Source organism: Rhizobium sp. BK602 (genome assembly GCF_014195095.1).
Lineage (GTDB): Bacteria > Pseudomonadota > Alphaproteobacteria > Rhizobiales > Rhizobiaceae > Rhizobium.
In genome coordinates, this window is the sequence record NZ_JACIBC010000008.1 from 142420 (window position 1) to 161497 (window position 19078).

Annotated in this window: 15 protein-coding genes; 13 read left to right on the plus strand and 2 right to left on the minus strand. The window is 63.8% G+C overall.

Annotated features, from left to right (window positions below):
* The first annotated feature begins 3 nt into the window (after positions 1-3).
* The 11 genes from sucD to FHX11_RS24165 all read left to right on the plus strand — a co-directional run bounded on the left by sucD (position 4) and on the right by FHX11_RS24165 (position 13396).
* On the plus strand, positions 4-906 hold the full coding sequence (gene sucD, locus FHX11_RS24115) for a succinate--CoA ligase subunit alpha (RefSeq protein WP_184362003.1): 903 nt from the start codon (positions 4-6) through the stop codon (positions 904-906).
* A 175-nt stretch (positions 907-1081) separates the two neighbouring features.
* The gene (locus tag FHX11_RS24120) at positions 1082-4066 is read left to right on the plus strand and encodes a 2-oxoglutarate dehydrogenase E1 component (RefSeq protein WP_184362006.1); all 2985 of its coding nucleotides are present in this window, start codon (positions 1082-1084) and stop codon (positions 4064-4066) included.
* An 80-nt stretch (positions 4067-4146) separates the two neighbouring features.
* A complete protein-coding gene (locus tag FHX11_RS29995; protein ID WP_246781133.1) occupies positions 4147-4308 on the plus strand; it encodes a hypothetical protein in 162 nt (53 codons plus the stop codon).
* Positions 4309-4338: 30 nt separating this feature from the next.
* Positions 4339-5583 carry a 2-oxoglutarate dehydrogenase complex dihydrolipoyllysine-residue succinyltransferase gene (gene odhB / locus FHX11_RS24130; RefSeq protein ID WP_184362009.1) on the plus strand — a complete coding sequence of 415 codons (1245 nt, stop codon included), beginning with the start codon at positions 4339-4341 and terminating at the stop codon, positions 5581-5583.
* A gap of 14 nt (positions 5584-5597) precedes the next feature.
* Positions 5598-6347 carry a DUF4241 domain-containing protein gene (locus FHX11_RS24135; protein WP_184362012.1) on the plus strand — a complete coding sequence of 250 codons (750 nt, stop codon included), beginning with the start codon at positions 5598-5600 and terminating at the stop codon, positions 6345-6347.
* 17 nt (positions 6348-6364) lie between these two features.
* Positions 6365-6871: a hypothetical protein gene (locus FHX11_RS24140; RefSeq protein WP_246781134.1), complete on the plus strand. Its 507-nt coding sequence runs from the start codon at positions 6365-6367 to the stop codon at positions 6869-6871.
* On the plus strand, positions 6868-7623 hold the full coding sequence (locus tag FHX11_RS24145) for an SDR family oxidoreductase (protein ID WP_184362015.1): 756 nt from the start codon (positions 6868-6870) through the stop codon (positions 7621-7623). The genes FHX11_RS24140 and FHX11_RS24145 overlap by 4 nt, the downstream gene beginning before the upstream one ends.
* Before the next feature lie 18 nt (positions 7624-7641).
* The gene (locus FHX11_RS24150) at positions 7642-8280 is read left to right on the plus strand and encodes a LysE family transporter (protein ID WP_184362019.1); all 639 of its coding nucleotides are present in this window, start codon (positions 7642-7644) and stop codon (positions 8278-8280) included.
* 108 nt (positions 8281-8388) lie between these two features.
* Complete coding sequence (lpdA, locus tag FHX11_RS24155) at positions 8389-9795, plus strand: dihydrolipoyl dehydrogenase (RefSeq protein ID WP_184362022.1); 1407 nt, start codon at positions 8389-8391, stop codon at positions 9793-9795.
* A gap of 116 nt (positions 9796-9911) precedes the next feature.
* Positions 9912-12773, plus strand: coding sequence for an insulinase family protein (locus tag FHX11_RS24160; RefSeq protein ID WP_184362025.1), 2862 nt, complete (start codon positions 9912-9914; stop codon positions 12771-12773).
* A 119-nt stretch (positions 12774-12892) separates the two neighbouring features.
* The gene (locus tag FHX11_RS24165) at positions 12893-13396 is read left to right on the plus strand and encodes a DUF2867 domain-containing protein (protein ID WP_184362029.1); all 504 of its coding nucleotides are present in this window, start codon (positions 12893-12895) and stop codon (positions 13394-13396) included.
* Here FHX11_RS24165 and FHX11_RS24170 read toward each other — a convergent pair.
* The gene (locus tag FHX11_RS24170; RefSeq protein ID WP_184362031.1) at positions 13374-14462 is read right to left on the minus strand and encodes a TraB/GumN family protein; all 1089 of its coding nucleotides are present in this window, start codon (positions 14460-14462) and stop codon (positions 13374-13376) included. The genes FHX11_RS24165 and FHX11_RS24170 overlap by 23 nt on opposite strands.
* Positions 14463-14594: 132 nt before the next feature.
* Positions 14595-15530: a tyrosine recombinase XerC gene (locus FHX11_RS24175; RefSeq protein ID WP_184362385.1), complete on the minus strand. Its 936-nt coding sequence runs from the start codon at positions 15528-15530 to the stop codon at positions 14595-14597.
* A 243-nt stretch (positions 15531-15773) separates the two neighbouring features.
* Here FHX11_RS24175 and FHX11_RS24180 point away from each other — a divergent pair, with 243 nt between their 5' ends.
* Both FHX11_RS24180 and FHX11_RS24185 read left to right on the plus strand, forming a co-directional pair.
* Positions 15774-16730, plus strand: a complete 957-nt coding sequence (locus FHX11_RS24180) for a 1-acyl-sn-glycerol-3-phosphate acyltransferase (protein ID WP_184362036.1) — start codon at positions 15774-15776, stop codon at positions 16728-16730.
* A 67-nt stretch (positions 16731-16797) separates the two neighbouring features.
* On the plus strand, positions 16798-19029 hold the full coding sequence (locus FHX11_RS24185; RefSeq protein WP_184362039.1) for a primosomal protein N': 2232 nt from the start codon (positions 16798-16800) through the stop codon (positions 19027-19029).
* Positions 19030-19078: the final 49 nt, after the last annotated feature.

Genomic DNA, 19078 nt, shown 5'->3' on the forward strand with positions numbered 1-19078 from the left:
AAGATGTCTATCCTCATCAACAAAGACACCAAGGTTCTCGTTCAGGGCCTGACCGGCAAGACCGGCACCTTCCACACCGAGCAGGCGCTGGCCTATCACGGCACGCAGATGGTCGGTGGTATCCATCCTTCCAAGGGTGGCGAAACCTGGACCGGTTCCAAGGGTGAAAAGCTGCCGATCTTCAAGTCGGTCGCCGAAGGCAAGGACGTGACCGGCGCCAACGCCTCGGTCATCTACGTGCCGCCGGCAGGTGCCGCGGCTGCGATCCTCGAGGCGATCGACGCGGAAATCCCGCTGATCGTCTGCATCACGGAAGGCATTCCGGTTGCCGACATGGTCAAGGTCAAGGATCGCCTCGTCAAGTCGAAGTCGCGCCTGATCGGCCCGAACTGCCCCGGCGTCCTGACGCCGAACGAATGCAAGATCGGCATCATGCCGGGCTCCATCTTCAAGAAGGGCTCGGTCGGCGTTCTCTCGCGTTCGGGCACGCTGACCTATGAAGCCGTGTTCCAGACCTCCAACGAAGGCCTCGGCCAGACGACGGCCGTCGGCATCGGTGGCGACCCGGTCAAGGGCACGGAATTCATCGATATCCTGGAAATGTTCCTCGCCGACGACGAAACCAAGTCGATCATCATGATCGGCGAAATCGGCGGTTCGGCCGAAGAGGAAGCAGCACAGTTCCTCAAGGACGAAGCCAAGAAGGGCCGCAAGAAGCCGATGGTCGGCTTCATCGCCGGCCGCACGGCACCTCCCGGCCGCACCATGGGCCATGCCGGCGCCGTGATTTCCGGCGGCAAGGGCGGCGCGGAAGACAAGATCGCGGCGATGGAAGCGGCAGGCATTCGCGTGTCGCCGTCGCCGGCGCGTCTCGGCAAGACGCTGGTGGAAGTCCTGAAGGGCTGAACCTACCTATAGCAAGACCCGGACGGGGCGCGGCAGCCGCCGGTCCCGTCCGGCCTTCGAATTCAAAATGCAGATGTGTGGCCTCAAGAGGCCACGGACGAATTACGGTCGCCGGAATCCATGAATCCGGCAAAGCAACAAGTCGGGAGGCGGACGAAGGCGTCCGCATATCACCATGGCAAGGCAAGAAGCCAACGAGCAATTTCAGATCACGTCGTTCCTGGACGGCGCCAATGCTGCCTATATCGAGCAGCTTTACGCGCGCTATGAGGACGATCCTTCGTCGGTCTCCGACGAATGGCGGTCGTTCTTCAAGGCGCTGGAGGACAGCCCCGACGACGTGAAGAAGGCGGCCAAGGGCGCCTCCTGGCGGCGCAAGAACTGGCCGATCCAGCCGAAGGGCGATCTGGTCTCCGCGCTCGATGGCGACTGGGGCGTTGTCGAAAAGGTCATCGAAACCAAGTTGAAGGCCAAGGCCGAAACCGCCGGTGCGCCGGCCGATGCCACGGACGTCCTGCAGGCAACGCGCGATTCCGTCCGCGCCATCATGATGATCCGCGCCTACCGCATGCGCGGCCACCTGCATGCGAAGCTCGACCCGCTCGGCATTGCCGCTCCCGTCGAGGACTACAAGGAACTGTCGCCGGAAGCTTACGGCTTCACCGAGGCGGATTTCGACCGCAAGATCTTCATCGACAACGTGCTCGGCCTCGAATATGCGAGCGTGCGCGAAATGATCGAGATCCTCGAGCGCACCTATTGTTCGACGCTGGGCGTCGAATTCATGCATATCTCCAATCCCGAGGAGAAGGCCTGGATTCAGGAGCGCATCGAAGGGCCGGACAAGGGCATCGCCTTCAATCCGGAGCGCAAGAAGGCCATCCTGCAGAAGGTCATCGAAGCCGAAGGCTACGAGCAGTTCCTCGACGTCAAGTTCAAGGGCACCAAGCGTTTCGGCCTCGATGGCGGCGAATCGCTGATCCCGGCGCTCGAGCAGATCCTCAAGAGCGGCAGCCAGCTCGGCCTCAGGGAAGCTGTGTTCGGCATGGCCCATCGCGGCCGCCTGAACGTGCTGTCCCAGGTCATGGGCAAGCCGCACCGCGCCATCTTCCACGAATTCAAGGGCGGCTCCTATGCGCCCGACGAAGTCGAAGGTTCGGGTGACGTGAAGTACCATCTCGGCGCGTCCTCGGACCGCGATTTCGATGGCGCCAAGGTGCACGTCTCGCTGACGGCCAACCCGTCGCATCTGGAAATCGTCAATCCGGTGGTCATGGGCAAGGCCCGCGCCAAGCAGGACATGGGCGCCACCCAATGGGATGGCGACATCATTCCGCTGTCCGAGCGCGCCAAGGTCGTGCCGCTCCTGATCCACGGCGACGCGGCTTTCGCCGGCCAGGGCGTGGTTGCCGAAATCCTCGGCCTTTCGGGCCTGCGCGGCCATCGCGTCGCCGGCACGATGCACGTCATCATCAACAACCAGATCGGCTTCACCACCAATCCGGCCTTCTCGCGTTCGTCGCCCTATCCGTCCGACGTCGCCAAGATGATCGAAGCGCCGATCTTCCACGTCAACGGCGACGATCCGGAAGCCGTGGTCTATGCGGCGAAGATCGCAACCGAATTCCGCATGAAGTTCCACAAGCCTGTGGTCCTCGACCTGTTCTGCTACCGCCGCTACGGCCACAATGAAGGCGACGAACCCTCCTTCACCCAGCCGAACATGTACAAGGTCATCCGCGCTCACCAGACGGTGCTGCAGATCTATTCGCAGCGGCTGATCGGTGAAGGCGTGCTGACCGAAGGCGAAGTCGAGAAGATGAAGGCCGACTGGCGCGCGCATCTCGAGCAGGAGTTCGAGGCCGGCCAATCCTACAAGCCGAACAAGGCCGACTGGCTGGACGGCGAGTGGTCCGGTCTGCACACGGCCGACAATGCCGACGAACAGCGCCGCGGCAAGACCGGCGTACCGATGAAGTCGCTGAAGGAGATCGGCCGCAAGCTGTCGGAAATCCCCGCCGGCTTCCACGCGCACCGCACCATCCAGCGTTTCATGGAAAACCGCGCCAACATGGTGCAGACGGGCGAAGGCATCGACTGGGCCATGGCGGAAGCGCTCGCTTTCGGCTCACTGGTCGTCGAAGGCCACAAGATCCGCTTGTCCGGCCAGGACTGCGAACGCGGCACCTTCTCGCAGCGTCATTCGGTTCTCTACGATCAGGAGACCGAAGAGCGCTACATTCCGCTCGCCAACCTGTCGCCGACGCAGGCCCGCTACGAAGTCATCAACTCGATGCTCTCGGAAGAGGCTGTCCTCGGCTTCGAATACGGCTATTCGCTGGCCCGTCCGAACGCGCTGACCCTCTGGGAAGCCCAGTTCGGCGACTTCGCCAACGGTGCACAGGTCGTCTTCGACCAGTTCATCTCGTCGGGCGAGCGCAAGTGGCTGCGCATGTCCGGTCTCGTCTGCCTGCTGCCGCATGGCTATGAGGGCCAGGGTCCGGAACACTCCTCGGCCCGCCTCGAGCGTTATCTGCAGCTCTGTGCCGAAGACAACATGCAGGTCGCCAACGTCACGACGCCGGCGAACTACTTCCACATCCTGCGCCGTCAGCTGAAGCGCGATTTCCGCAAGCCGCTGATCCTGATGACGCCGAAGTCGCTGCTGCGCCACAAGCGCGCCGTGTCGAGCCTGGCGGAAATGGCGGGGGATACCTCCTTCCACCGCCTGCTGTGGGACGATGCGGAAGTGATCAAGGATGGCCCGATCAAGCTGCAGAAGGACAACAAGATCCGCCGTGTCGTCATCTGCTCGGGCAAGGTCTATTACGACCTTCTGGAAGAGCGCGAGAAGCGCGGCATCGACGATATCTACCTGCTGCGCATCGAGCAGCTCTACCCGTTCCCGGCCAAGGCGCTGATCAACGAGCTCAGCCGCTTCCGCAATGCGGAGATGGTCTGGTGCCAGGAAGAGCCGAAGAACATGGGCGCATGGTCCTTCATCGATCCCTATCTGGAATGGGTCCTCGCCCATATCGATGCCAAGTACCAGCGGGTTCGCTACACCGGCCGTCCGGCCGCCGCCTCTCCGGCGACGGGCCTGATGTCCAAGCACCTGTCGCAGCTCGCGGCGTTCCTCGAGGATGCGCTCGGCGGTTAAGGGGTTGCGCGATGGCCCGGTTTCATCCGAAACTTGTGCCATCGCGCCCCAGCCTGCCCGATAGCGCCTTGGAGGAGGAGATGGCTGCCATGCCGTACAATGCCGCCGATCGCCATGAAGATGCGAATGCCGCCGTGCTGGCATTCGCGCTCGGCGGCGCCTCCGGCAGGGCCGCCATTGGTCTGCGAAATGCCGACACTTTCGATCGTTCCCGGCCATCTGTCGCCGGACATTCAATCTAACTCATATTGATGAAAATCAGGATCTGAACAATGGCCACTGAAATCCGCGTTCCTACCCTCGGCGAATCCGTCAGCGAGGCGACCGTCGGCACCTGGTTCAAGAAGGTCGGCGACGCCATCAAGGCCGATGAGCCGATCGTCGAGCTGGAAACCGACAAGGTGACGATCGAAGTTCCCGCGCCGGCTTCCGGCACGCTCTCCGAAATCGTTGCCCAGGCCGGCGAAACCGTCGGTCTCGGCGCGCTGCTCGGCCAGATCTCCGCCGGCAATGGCGCTGCCGTTGCTCCGGCCCAGGCGGCTGCCCCTGCTGCCGCAGCCGCGCCCGCTCCGGCCGCTGCCGCTCCGGTTGCGGCCCCTGTCGTTTCCGCGCCGGCCTCGTCCATGCCGCCGGCACCGGCCGCGGGCAAGCTGCTTGCCGAAAACAATCTTTCCGCCGATCAGGTCGAAGGCAGCGGCAAGCGCGGCCAGGTCCTGAAGGGCGATGTCATCGCCGCCGTCGCCAAGGCCGCTGCCGCGCCCGCAGCCGTTCCGGCTGCTCCGGTCGCAGCCCGCGCCCCGACTGCCGTCGAGGATGCTGGCCGCGAAGAGCGCGTGAAGATGACCCGCCTGCGCCAGACGATCGCCAAGCGTCTCAAGGATGCGCAGAACACCGCCGCCATGCTCACCACCTATAACGAGGTGGACATGAAGGCCGTCATGGACCTGCGCAACCGCTACAAGGACATCTTCGAGAAGAAGCATGGCGTGAAGCTCGGCTTCATGGGCTTCTTCACCAAGGCCGTCACGCATGCGCTGAAGGAACTGCCGGCCGTCAACGCCGAGATCGACGGCACCGACATCATCTACAAGAACTACTGCCACATCGGCGTCGCCGTCGGCACGGACAAGGGCCTGGTGGTTCCGATCGTGCGCGATGCCGACCAGATGTCGATCGCCGAGATCGAGAAGGAAATCGGTCGCCTCGGCAAGGCAGCCCGTGACGGTCAGCTCTCGATGGCCGACATGCAGGGCGGCACCTTCACCATCTCGAACGGCGGTGTCTACGGTTCGCTGATGTCCTCGCCGATCCTGAACGCGCCGCAGTCGGGCATTCTCGGCATGCACAAGATCCAGGAGCGTCCCGTCGCCATCGGCGGTCAGGTCGTCATCCGTCCGATGATGTATCTGGCTCTGTCCTATGACCACCGCATCGTCGACGGCAAGGAAGCCGTCACCTTCCTGGTGCGCGTCAAGGAGAGCCTGGAAGATCCGGAACGTCTCGTTCTCGATCTCTAAGGGAGCAACGGCTCATGCGGACCTGGCCCATGCGGACGCTGCGCGGATTATTGTGCGCCGTCGCCGCATGGATGCCGGTCTCCGCAGGTGCGGCCGGGCTCGATATTTCCAAGCTCAGCAGCAATCTCGATCTGGCGTCGCTCAGCGACGCCGATCTTGCGGCTCGGTCGATCACCGTCTTCCACATGGGCAAGGTCGAACTGACCTCCGGGCGCATCGTCGCAACGGACCCGCTGGTCGGGCCGGATCGACCGGCCCTCATGCGGACCGTCGTGCCGGGCGACTATCCGGTGGCGCTCTACCAGGCTTTCGGTCGCATCGCCGCCGCCAGCCTGCGCGTTGCCGAGGGCAAGCCGGTGCGTTGGGAACTCGCGGTGATTCCAGGCCAGGATATCAATGCGCTGAAGGGCGACGAGTTCTTCGGCTATCCGGTCGATGCCGGCCTTGGTTCCTACATGGACGCCGATACTTATGGCCTGATCCAGGAGCGGGAGCAGCAGGTTCGGATCGAAAAAGCCTCCGCGGACATCAATTATTACGACGATGTGCTGGAGCGCGAACTGAGCGCGAACAACGACAATTACGTCATGCATCGGCCGATATCGGGCAAGCGCGGCAATGTCGCGATCTTCTGGAGCGGCTGGGGCGATGGTTCCTATCCGGTCTTCTGGGGTCTCGATGCGAATGGCCGTCCGCTGGTGCTGTTCACGGATTTCGGGGTGACCGAAAATGCCGATGGCCGGCACGAACCGGGGGGAGAGTGACGATGCCGGACAGGCGCATGACAGCACGATCGATCCTCGTCCTCGGGGCGATGGCGGTTTGCATCTCAGGTCCCGCATCGGCCTTCGCGGATGTGTGCGTGCAGGAAAAGGCCGTCTACGGCGATATGGACAATGCCTATGAGCTGCGTTTCGAGCCGGCGGGCGGGGCGGTTGCCGTCAGCAACAAGTTCAAGCTGGCCGTGCTCAATACCGCGATCGTGGCGGATGGCGTGGTCATGCACATGGAGGATGGGTCGCATGCCGGCGGCACGATCATGTTCAATTGTCCGGAAGGCGATGTGACGGGGGCGGATCTGCGCGCCTGCACCGTCTGGCAGGGCATGATCTATGCCTCGGACGTGAAGGGCCATATCAGCGCGTTGCCGGCGGCCGGTGCCGGGGCGGCGGCGCGGCTGTTCCTACCGGCGCTCGGACCCTCGATCCGGCAATCGGTTCTCTGGGGCGCGGGCAAGGCGACCGTCGCTCCCTGGGACGTTCTGAGCTTGAAAGGATGCGGCCCATGACCGGAACATCTCCCGTTCTTCTGGTGACAGGCGGCAGCCGTGGCATCGGCGCGGCGGTCTCGCTTGGCGCTGCCCGGCAGGGCTGGGCCGTGGCCGTCAACTACGTGTCCAGCAAGGATGCCGCCGAAACCGTGGTGGCCGCGATCCGCGATGCCGGCGGCGAGGCGATCGCGGTTGCTGGCGATGTCGGCTCAGCCGGCGATATCGAGTCGATCTTTGCCGCGGTGGACCGGCATTTCGGGCGGCTCGACGGTCTCGTCAACAATGCGGGGGTCGTCGATGTGCCGGAGCGCATCGACGAAATGACGCCGCAGCGGCTCGACCGCATGTTCCGCATCAACGTCACCGGCTCGATCCTTTGCGCCGGACAGGCCGTGCGCCGGATGTCGACGCGGCACGGCGGCCAGGGCGGGGCGATCGTCAATGTCTCCTCCATGGCGGCGATCCTCGGTTCGGCCGGACAGTATGTCGATTATGCCGCTTCCAAGGGTGCCATCGACACCTTTACGCTCGGCCTGGCGCGGGAAGTCGCGACCGAGGGCATCCGCGTCAATGCGGTGCGTCCCGGCATCATCGACACCGATATCCATGCCTCCGGCGGCTTGCCGGATCGGGCGCGGGACCTGACCCCGCTGATCCCGATGCAGCGGCCGGGTACGGCGGACGAGGTGGCGGATGCCATCCTCTATCTTCTCGGCCCCTCGGCAACCTATGTGACGGGTTCGATCCTCAATGTAAGCGGCGGTCGCTGACCGGAAAGGATGTTCGACATGCAATATGTTCTGGAATTCCTCGGTCTGATGGCCGTGTTTTCGATCTTCATCGTTGTCCCCGGCGCCGACTTCGCCGTGATCCTGCGCCAGAGCATCGTGCATGGCCGTCGCGCCGCGATCATGACCGGCCTCGGCATGGGCTTCTCGCTGCTGTTCCACATCAGCTACACCATCCTCGGCCTCGGGCTGATCATCTCGCAATCCTTGATGCTGTTCAGCATCATCAAGTGGGCCGGCGTGCTCTATCTCGTCTATCTCGGCATCAAGTCGTTCCGCGAGCCGGGTTTCAAGGTCAACGAAATCGAGATCACCGAGGAGGACCGCAAGCCGGTTTCCATCTGGCGCTGCCTGTCGACGGGCTTCATTACCAATGCGCTCAATCCGAAGCCGGTATTGTTCTTCCTGTCGCTGTTTTCGACGCTCGTCCATCACGACACGCCGGCGCTGATCCAGTTTTGCTACGGCATCGGCATGGCGACGGCGCTGGTCGCCTGGTTTGCCGGCGTCTCCACCTTCTTCACCGTCAAGCCGATCCGCGATCGTTTCATCGCGTCAGGCAAATGGTTCAACCGCATCACCGGAGCGGCGCTCGTCGGCTTCGGCATCCGCCTCGCGCTTGCGCGGGCGGCCGACTAACTGGAGCATGATCCCGAAAAGTGCGCTGCGGTTTTCGGATAAGATCATGCTTAATCAAATAATTAGAGCGTCATGACGCTCTAGGGATATAAACAAGGAAATCATACCATGTCCTACGATGTGATCATTATCGGAACCGGCCCCGGCGGTTATGTCTGCGCCATCAAGGCAGCACAGCTCGGCCTGAAGGTCGCGGTCGTCGAGAAGCGCACCACCTTCGGCGGCACCTGCCTCAATGTCGGCTGCATCCCCTCCAAGGCGCTGCTGCATGCATCCGAGGTGTTCCATCACACCGGCCATGGCATCGATACGCTCGGCGTCGAAGTCGCCGCGCCGAAGCTCAATCTTGAAAAGATGATGGCGCACAAGGATGCGACGGTGAAGTCGAACGTCGATGGCGTTTCCTTCCTGTTCAAGAAGAACAAGATCGACACGTTCCAGGGCACCGGCAAGATCGTCTCCGCCGGCAAGGTCTCCGTTACCGCCGACGACGGCAAGGTGACCGAGATCGAGGCCAAGAACATCGTCATTGCCACCGGCTCCGACGTTGCCGGCATTCCGGGCGTGCCGCTCGAGATCGACGAGAAGGTCATCATCTCCTCGACCGGCGGCATCGCGCTCGACAAGGTGCCGGGCAAGCTGATCGTGGTCGGCGGCGGCGTCATCGGCCTCGAGCTCGGTTCGGTCTGGTCGCGCCTCGGCGCCAAGGTCACGGTCGTCGAATATCTCGACACCATCCTCGGCGGCATGGACGGCGAAGTCTCCAAGCAGTTCCAGCGCATGCTTGCCAAGCAGGGCATCGAATTCCATCTCGGCGCCAAGGTTGTCGGCGTGGAAAAAACCGGCAATGGCGCCAAGGTCACCTTCGAGCCGGTCAAGGGCGGCGACAAGGTCGTGCTCGATGCCGATGTCGTCCTCGTCGCCACCGGCCGCAAGCCCTACACGGCCGGCCTTGGCCTGGAAGAAGCCGGTGTGGCGCTCGACAATCGCGGCCGCGTCGAGATCGATGGTCATTTCAAGACCAACGTCGCCGGCATCTATGCCATCGGCGACGTGGTGAAGGGCCCGATGCTGGCGCACAAGGCGGAAGACGAGGGCGTGGCGCTCGCCGAAATCCTCGCCGGCCAGGCAGGCCATGTGAATTACGACGTCATTCCGGGCGTGGTCTACACGCAGCCGGAAGTCGCCTCCGTCGGCAAGACCGAGGAAGAGCTGAAGGCCGCGGGCATCGCCTACAAGGTCGGCAAGTTCCCGTTCACCGCCAATGGCCGCGCTCGCGCCATGCTGGCGACGGACGGCTTCGTCAAGATCCTGGCCGACAAGGAGACCGACCGGGTTCTCGGCGGCCATATCGTCGGTTTCGGCGCCGGCGAGATGATCCACGAGATTGCGGTGCTGATGGAATTCGGCGGTTCGTCGGAAGACCTCGGCCGCACCTGCCATGCGCATCCGACAATGTCGGAAGCCGTGAAGGAAGCAGCACTCGCGACCTTCTTCAAGCCGATTCATATGTAAGAATCGACTTCCTCTCTCGGTCGGGAGCTGGGATTGCAATGCAGACATGATGATGCGATGAACGGGATATTCTCGTGCATCGCATCATCGCAGCTCCCCTCACAACCGAAGCAAGCATGTCACGCCAAACCCCAGTCGTTGCCGCATTCCTGAAATTCCTGATGGCTACGGCGCTCACGGTCCTTGCGACCGGTGCGCTCCCGGTTCGCGCCGAATCCTCCGCTCCCGGCTGGCCACAGGCCGTCAGCGACCTGCCGGCCGAATCCGGTATTCGCTTCGGCACAATGCCCAACGGCATGCGCTTCGCCATCATGCACAATGCGACGCCTGCGGGGCAGGTGGCGATCCGGTTTCGCATCGGCACCGGTTCCCTTCAGGAAAACGACGATCAGCAGGGGCTGGCGCATTTTCTTGAGCATATGGCCTTCAAGGGCTCGACCCATGTGCCCGAGGGCGAGATGATCCGCATCCTCCAGCGCCTCGGCCTGGCCTTCGGTCCGGATACCAATGCGTCCACCAGCTATAACGAGACCGTCTACGCGCTCGATCTCCCCGAGGCCAAGGCCGATACTGTGTCCACCGGCCTGATGCTGATGCGCGAGACAGCGAGCGAGCTGACGCTGGATGCCGGCGCCTTCGACCGCGAGCGCGGTGTCATCCTCTCGGAGGAGAAGCTGCGCGACACGCCGCAATATCGCGGCGGCATCGGCCTCATGAACCTGCTGCTGCCCGGCCAGCGCGTGCCTCAGCGGCCGCCGATCGGCAAGACCGATATCATCCGCACTGCGCCCGTCGATCTGGTCCGGGATTATTACCGCGCCAATTACCGCCCGGATCGCGCCACCCTGATCGTGGTTGGCGATATCGATGCGGCGGCGATCGAAGCCGATATTCGCAGCCGCTTCGGCAATTGGACGTCGAATGCTCCCGCGCGGCCGGAGACCGATCTCGGCGTCCTTGAAAAACATGGCGAACGCGTGGGAGCCGTCGTCGTGCCGGGCGGCGCCACCCGCGTGCAGATCGCCTGGACGCGTCCCTACGATGCCTCCCCGGACAGCGTTGCCAAGCGTCGGGCGGATATAATCGAGGATCTCGGTCTTGCCGTCCTCAACCGGCGCATGTCCGTCTTGGCGCAACAGCCGAACCCGCCTTTCGTCAGTGCGCAGGCCGGCTCGCAGAACCTGTTGAAGTCCGCTCATGTGGCGATGGTCGCCGCCGATACCGATCCGGACAAGTGGCAGGCGGCACTCGCCGCCATCGATCAGGAGCAGCGCCGCATCGCCCGGTTCGGCGTCGAGCAAAGCGAACTTGATCGTGAAATTACCGAATATCGGTCGATGCTGCAGGCCGCCGCCGGCGGTGCGGCGACGCGCACGAGCCCCGACATCGCCACGACGCTGGCCTGGAGCACGGGCGAAAACCTGGTGTTCACCTCGCCGGCGGAAGATCTGTCGCTGTTCGACGCCGCGGTGAAGGGCCTGACCGCGGATGAGGTCAACCGGGCTTTGCAGAGCGTGTTTGCCGGCAATGGCCCGCAATTGGTGCTGCAAATTCCGCAAATGCCCGACGGCGGCATCGCGACCATCGAAAAGGCCTATGCCTCCTCGCGCGCCGTGCCTGTCGCCGCGCCGGAACATGCGGCGTCGGCCGTCTGGCCCTATACGAATTTCGGGCCGCCGGGGACCGTCGTCGAGCAGCATGCGATCGACGACCTTGGCGTCACCATGGTGCGCTTTGCCAATGGCGTCCGTCTCACCGTCAAGCCGACCACGTTCCGCACCGACGAGGTGCTGGTCCGTGCCAATATCGGCCGCGGTCGGCTGGATCTGCCGCATGACCGCCCGCTGCCGGTCTGGGCGGCGCCCGCCTTCGCGCTGTCCGGCCTGAAGGCGATCGGCTACGACGACATGCAGAAAGCCCTGGCGGGCAATATCGTCGGCAATGATTTTTCCATCCAGGACGACGCCTTCCGTTTGGAGGGAACGACGCGTCCGGCTGATCTGACGACGCAGTTGCAGCTCCTGACGGCCTATGTCTCGGACCCGGCCTATCGTCCCGATGTCTTCAAGCGGGTGCAGCAGGCCTATCTGAACAGCCTCCCGCAATTGCAGGCGACGCCCGGCGCGGTCGTCAGCCGCGATCTTTCCGGCCTTCTGCATTCCGGCGACCCACGCTGGACTTTCCCCGAACGGACGCAATTGCTCGACGCCAAGCCGGAGGATTTCGAGGCATTGCTGCGGCCGCTATTGTCCAATGGGCAGATCGAAATCACCGTCGTCGGCGATATCAAGGCGGATGATGTGATCCGCGCGACCGCGCAGACCTTCGGCGCCCTGCCGGTCCGCGCCGATGCGAGCGAGCCGGCCGATGGCTCCGATGTGCGGTTTCCGGCGCCGACCGCGGAGCCGGTCGTGCGCTTCCAGGATGGGCGCAGCGACAATGCCGCCGCGGTCGTTGCTGCGCCGATCGGTGATTTCCTCTCGAATTTGCCGCGCGCCGCCGCCGCCAATGTTACGGGCGCGATCCTCCAGAATCGCCTGGTCGATCAGTTCCGCGTCGCCGAGGGGGCGACCTACAGCCCGCAGGGCGATGTCGACCTGTCCAGATCGATTCCGGGTTATGGCTTTGCCTATGTCTATGTCGAAACGACGCCAGCCAAGGTCGACCATTTCTTCGATCTGGTGAATAAGATCGCCGCCGATTTGCGCGACAGCGACGTCTCGCCGGACGAGCTGACGCGGGCCAAGGCGCCGATCATCGAGGAGATCAAGCGTTCACAACAGACCAATGGCTATTGGCTCGAGAGCCTGCGCGGCGCCCAGACCGACCCCCGGCGTCTAGATCGGATTCGCGGCAGTATCGACGGCTACCAGTCGATAGCGGCCGGAGATATCCGGGCCATCGCGACGGCATATCTGAAGCCGGAGACCTTCTGGCGGATGAAGATCCTGCCGGCCGATGGATCGGCAGTGCGCTAGAGCCATTCCGGGAAGGAGGGCACCGGTTGCGTCCGGCAAATTGCCGCAGCCATCATTTGCATACCTCGTTCGCTGTCGATTGTGCTAGCTTGCGGCAATCGAGACATGCGGATGAGACGATGCCGGCAAAGCCGATAATGGTTGAACCACATATGCCGCACCCCGCATTGCCGGGTGCGGACTGGGCCGACTGCTACGAGTTGCAAGTCCCGGCATCGGATTTCACGGCGATCACGGCCGCCCGTGCGATGCTCGACCATTTTCCATTCTGGGTGCGGTCGCTCTTGAGGTTGCGCAACGCCGTGACCGGTATTTTCGGCCTGAGGTCCACCGAATATCGTATCCCCGATGCGGCCGAAATGATCGGTTTCTTCCCGGTCGTCAGCAGATCGGACAATCAGGTCGTCCTCGGCTTTGACGACAAGCATCTCGATTTTCGCGTGGTGATCGATGTGCGGGATGACGATGAGGGACGCCGGTTCGTCGATGCGACGACGCTGGTGAAGCGGAACATCTTGCTCGGCAAGATCTATATCGCCGTGATAACGCCGTTTCACCGGCTGATCGTCGCGACGATGCTTGCGAATTTCGGCAGGCGCCTCAGTTCACCGCCGTCACGGTAAAGCCCTGTTTGCGCAGCAGCGCCACCAGTCCCTCGTCGCCGACCAGATGCAGCGCGCCGACGGCGATGAAGGCGTTGCCTTTTGCGAGGATCGGTAGGGAGCGCTCGGCCATAATCTTGTTGCGGTCGAGAATGATGCGCTGTTCGAAGGCGGCGGTATCCGCGTCCGACAGTTTCTGGTCCGGCTCGTTGTTCTTCAGCATCGGCATGATCGCGCCGATATTGCCGGCGAGATAGAGGTCGGTCATGGTCTCGTTGATATCGTTGATCCCGTCGCCGAGTTCCAGCGTCTGCATCAGCGATTTCAGATGCAGTTCGATCGGCAGACCGCTCATCGCCTTGGCCTGTTCGGCAAGCGTTTCCAGGCCCTTGACCTGCTTGCCGGCGGCTGCGGCATCGGCGGCGAGCTTCTGGTCGAGGAACTTGACGCCGGCCGTCTTGCGGCGAACCTCGCAGCCGGTCATCTGGAAGGAGCTCGAGATCAGCCAGGGCTGCATGCGCGAGACGGCGGCGAGCGGTATGCCGCGCGCCGCCAACGCCGCTTCCAGCCGCGCATTGTCTTGCGGCGACAGATGCTGGCTGATGGTCGAGCCATCGCTCAGCATGGTCAGGGACGGATTGACGAAGAGGGCGGCCGCCGCTTTCTTGTCGTCGAGGATTTCATCGGATTCGACGACGATCGTATCGGCGGCGGCACTGGCCTCGGCAGCACCTTTCGGCATGGTCGTGACGCGGGTGTCGCTGACATGCATGGTGCCGAGCAGCCAGGAGGGTTGCAGGCCGGGCTTTTCGATCTTCCAGAAAATACCCTTGCCATTGGCCACCTTGTCGCCTTCGGCCATGACGGCGGCATATTTGGCGGCATCGGTCTTCTGCAGCTCGGCCATGAGGTTCTTGCCGCCGCAGCTGTCGGCGGCGTCCTCGGCACGAGCCGGCGAGGAGGCGAGAACCGTGACGATCAGCGCGATGACGAGCAGCAGCGGAAAGGCCGTCGCCAGCCAGAGGAGAAGGCCGCCGAATTTCGGCGCCGTCAGCCGCGTCGTCTTCAATCCCAGAGCAGATGTCATCCCAACCTTCCGAAAGCAGAGGGCACGATCCCGAGCAACCGTCCCGCGACACGCGGACGGGATCGTGCCGAATAGTTCCTGCTCTATCCGTCCGAAGCGGATTTTCCCTTAACGCGCGGGGTTAACGCTTTCTTATGCCCGCGGATGGGCGCGATCGTAGACTTCGAGCAGCCGCGACGAATCGACGCCGGTATAGACCTGCGTCGTCGAAAGGCTGGCATGGCCGAGCAATTCCTGGATCGTGCGCAGATCGCCCCCACCTGCCAGCAGATGCGTGGCGAAAGAATGGCGCAGCGCATGCGGCGTCGCCGTGTCCGGCAGGCCGAAGGCGCCGCGCAGCTTCTGCATGCCGCGCTGGATGATGCCCGGCTGCAGCTTGCCGCCGCGCGCGCCGCGAAAGAGGGGAGAGCCGGCTTCCAGATGATAGGGGCAGAGGGCGCGGTATCGTTCGACCGCCTCGATGACGATGGGCAAAAGCGGCACCAGCCGGGTCTTGTTGCCTTTGCCGGTGATGCGTAGCGCCGTGGCGCCGGGGCGGATGTCTTCCGGCGTCAGGTCCAGCGCCTCGGAGATGCGCAGGCCGCAGCCATAGAGCAGCGTCAGCACGGCCGCGTCGCGCGCCGCGATCCAGGGCTCTTCGTGCAGTTGCGCCTCGTCGCTGACGACGGTGATCGCCTGGGTGTCCGAGAGCGGCTTGGGCAGCGACTTCGGCTGTTTCGGCGAACGCACCGCGCCGACGCCGGCGGCATTCACCAGACCTTTCTTTTCGAGATAGCGCAGCAGCGAGCGAAGGCCGGCGAGATTGCGGCCGAGCGAGCGTGCGCCGGCGCCATCCTTGCGGCGGGCGGCGAGAAAGGCGCGGAAATCGGCCGGCCGCAGCGCATGGATATCCTCGACGGTGGCCGGGCCGCCGAGATGTCCGGTCAGAAAGGCGAGGAATTGTCGGGTGTCGCGCTCATAGGCGTCGAGCGTATGGGCGGAAAGCCGCCGCTCCTGGCCAAGCGCGTCCAACCAGCGGCTGCGCTCCTCCAGCAGCCTGGGATCGGCGATGATCAGCAACTCGTTCAGTGGAAAACCCCTTGAATTCCAAAATCATTCTGCCACTTTGAAGGAAGGAAGGTTATGGAATCACTAACATTCCGGTGGCGTCGCGTTTGCCTTGTCGGTGCATGAGCGGCGCGGTCTTTTTTCATTTGCGCATGGGCCGTACCTCGAATCGTGCACGATTTAAGCGGTCATATGCGAGGCGCGTGTCATGCTTCGATCATATTCGATTGCGATAGACTATACCTCAACCATCCAGGATATTTCATGGCACGCCGCGGTTCGATAACTGCACTGGGTCAGCTTGCAGAGACGATCGCTTTGGTGTCGCAGGGCCAGCCCGGCCACATCGTCGATACGTTGATCGCCGAGCGTGGCCAGAAGATCGTTCGCAATCCGCTTTGGCCGCTGATGCGCCCCTTTCTCTACACGCTGCTGCGCTACAACAAGGCGATCGAATTCGCCGATGATATTGCCAAGCTCTCGGGTTTCCAGTGCTTCGAATATATGAGCGACCTGCTGAAGCTCGATATCGGGGTGACGCATGCCGAGCGCATTCCGGCCTCCGGCGGTTTCATTCTCGTCAGCAATCATCCGACGGGCATTGCCGACGGTGTGGCCGTCTTCGACCTTCTGAAGTCGCGCCGGCCTGACATGATGATTTTCGCCAACCGCGATGCGGTGCGTGTCAATCCGCGATTCGCCGAGATGATCATCCCGGTCGAGTGGCGCGAGGAGTACAAGAGCAAGCCGAAGACGCGCGAGACCCTGCAGCTGACCAACCGCGCCGTGGCGGAGGGCAAGGTGACGGTGCTCTTCCCGTCCGGCCGCATCGCCTATTGGGCCAACGGCAAGCTGAACGAGCGCCCCTGGAAGACTTCGGCCGTCGGGCTTGCGCGCAAATACAATCTGCCGATCCTGCCCGTGCACCTGACGGCGCGTAATTCCGGCCTGTTCTACTGGTTCGCCAAATGGTCGACGGAGCTGCGCGACATGACGGTGTTCCACGAGCTTCTGAACAAGCGCGGCGACCGCTTCGACTTCCTCGTCGGCAACCTCATCCCGGTCGAGCATCTGGACGGGGATGTCAATGAGGTCACGAAGGCGCTGGAGCGGCATACGGTGTTCGATCTGGCTCGTGATGGTGATGCGACGTTTGCGCCGATGGGCGCCGCTGTTGCCGTGCGGGATAGCGCCGACAGCGTTGCGGAACAGCCCGCTTGAGGCCTTGGTGCGTGGTTCGGCAAAGCCGGGTTTTCTTTTGCGCCCGCTCGGGGCATGGTCTGGCGCAATGAGCAAAGATTCGTCCGATCTGTTTGGTGCGCTTTTCGAGGCCGCGCCCGCCAAGCCCGTGATGAGCCGCACGGTTCCGGTTCTCGTGCCCTTGCCGGCGCCGGGGCCCTATTCCTATGCGGTGCCGGAAGGCATGGCGGTGGAGCCGGGTTCGGTCGTGCAGGTGCCGCTCGGGCCGAGGCAGGTGATCGGTGTCGTCTGGGACGGCGGCGACGAGGGCGGTGTCGATCCGAAGAAGTTGCGGCCGATCAGCCATGTCTTCGATTGCCCGCCGCTTTCCAAGGACATGCGCGATTTCGTCGATTGGGTCGCGGCCTACACGCTGTCGCCCCCCGGTCTCGTCGCCCGCATGGCGCTGAGGGCACCGGCCGCTTTCGATCCCGAGCCGATGGTCGAGGGGCTGCGTTTCATCGGCGGCACGCCGGAGCGGCTGACGCCGGCGCGTACGCGGGTGATGGAAACCGCAAAGGACGGTCTTTCCTGGACCCGCAGCGGCCTGGCGCATGCGGCGGGCGTTTCCACGAGCGTCATCGACGGGCTGGTCACGCAGGGCATTTTCGAGACCATATTCCTGCCGCCGCCACCGATCGTCGCCAGGCCGGACCCCGATTATGCCGTCTCACGGCTGGAGGGCCCGCAGCGCGAGGCGGCCGACGAGATCCTGTCCGAGATGCGCAAGGGCGGCTTTTCGGTATCGCTGATCGACGGCGTCACCGGCTCCGGCAAGACGGAAGTCTATTTCGAGGCCATTGCCGAAACGCTGCGGCGTGGCAAGCAGGTGCTGATCCTGCTGCCGGAAATCGCGCTGACGGCAAGCTTTCTCGAGCGGTTTCAGGACCGCTTCGGCGCCAAGCCAGCCGAATGGCATTCCGATCTCGCGCCGCGCACGCGCGAAAAGGTCTGGCGGCAGGCGGTGACCGGCGAGGTGCGCGTGGTTGCAGGCGCGCGTTCGGCCCTGTTCCTGCCCTTCGAGGATCTCGGCCTCATCATCGTCGACGAGGAACACGATCCCGCTTACAAGCAGGAGGATCGCGTCTATTATAATGCGCGCGACATGGCCGTGGTGCGCGGCCGTATCGGCGAGTTCCCGGTCGTGCTGGTGTCGGCGACGCCTTCCGTCGAAAGCCAGGTCAACGGCCAGAGTGGGCGCTACACCACCATCCATCTGCCGACGCGCTTCGGCGACGCCGCCCTGCCGGATCTGCATCTGATCGACATGCGCCGGCATGCGCCAGAACGCGGCGGTTTCCTGTCGCCGCTGCTCATCCGCGCCATCGGCAAGACGGTGGAGAAGGGCCAGCAGTCGCTGCTGTTCCTCAACCGGCGCGGCTATGCGCCGTTGACGCTCTGCCGGGTCTGCGGCCACCGCTTCCAATGCCCGCAATGTTCGAGCTGGCTGGTGGAGCACCGGTTTCGCGGCCAGCTCCAGTGCCATCAATGCGGCTATGCCGAGCGCACGCCCGAGGCATGCCCGGAATGCGGCACGCTCGACCATCTCGTCGCCTGCGGGCCGGGCGTCGAGCGCATCGCCGAAGAGGTCGAGCGGCATTTTCCCGAGGCGCGGACGATCGTGCTCTCCTCCGACATCATGGGCGGCGTCAAGCGGCTGCGCCTGGAGCTCGAGGCCATCGCCAAGGGCGAGGCGGATATCGTCATCGGCACGCAGCTCGTCGCCAAGGGCCATAATTTCCCGCTGATGACGCTGGTCGGCATCATCGATGCCGATCTCGGCCTTGCCAATGGCGATCCGCGCGCCGCCGAGCGTACCTTCCAGCTGCTGTCGCAGGTGACGGGACGCGCCGGGCGAACCGGTCTCAAGAGCCACGGGTTGCTGCAGACCTACCAGCCGCAGCATCCGGTGATGCAGGCGATCGTCTCCGGCGATGCCGGCGCCTTTTACGAACGCGAGATCACCGAGCGGGAGAGGGCGGTGCTGCCGCCGTTCGGCCGGCTGGCCTCGATCATCGTTTCGGCGGAGACGCGCCAGGACGCCGAGACCCATGCGCGCGGCATGCGCAACGCCGCGCCGCAGGTGCAGGGCATCTCCATCCTCGGGCCGGCGGAGGCGCCGCTTGCCCTGGTGCGCGGCCGCCATCGCTTCCGCCTGCTGGTGCATGGGCGGCGCAATTCCGACATGCAGGGGTTCCTGCGGGCCATGCTGGCGCAGGCGCCGAAGGAGCGTGGCTCCGTGCATGTCCAGCTCGATATCGATCCACAGAGCTTTTTGTAATTCGGGGCTGGTGGTCGCGGGTCTGTCTTCCCCTGTTCCGCCGGATCGT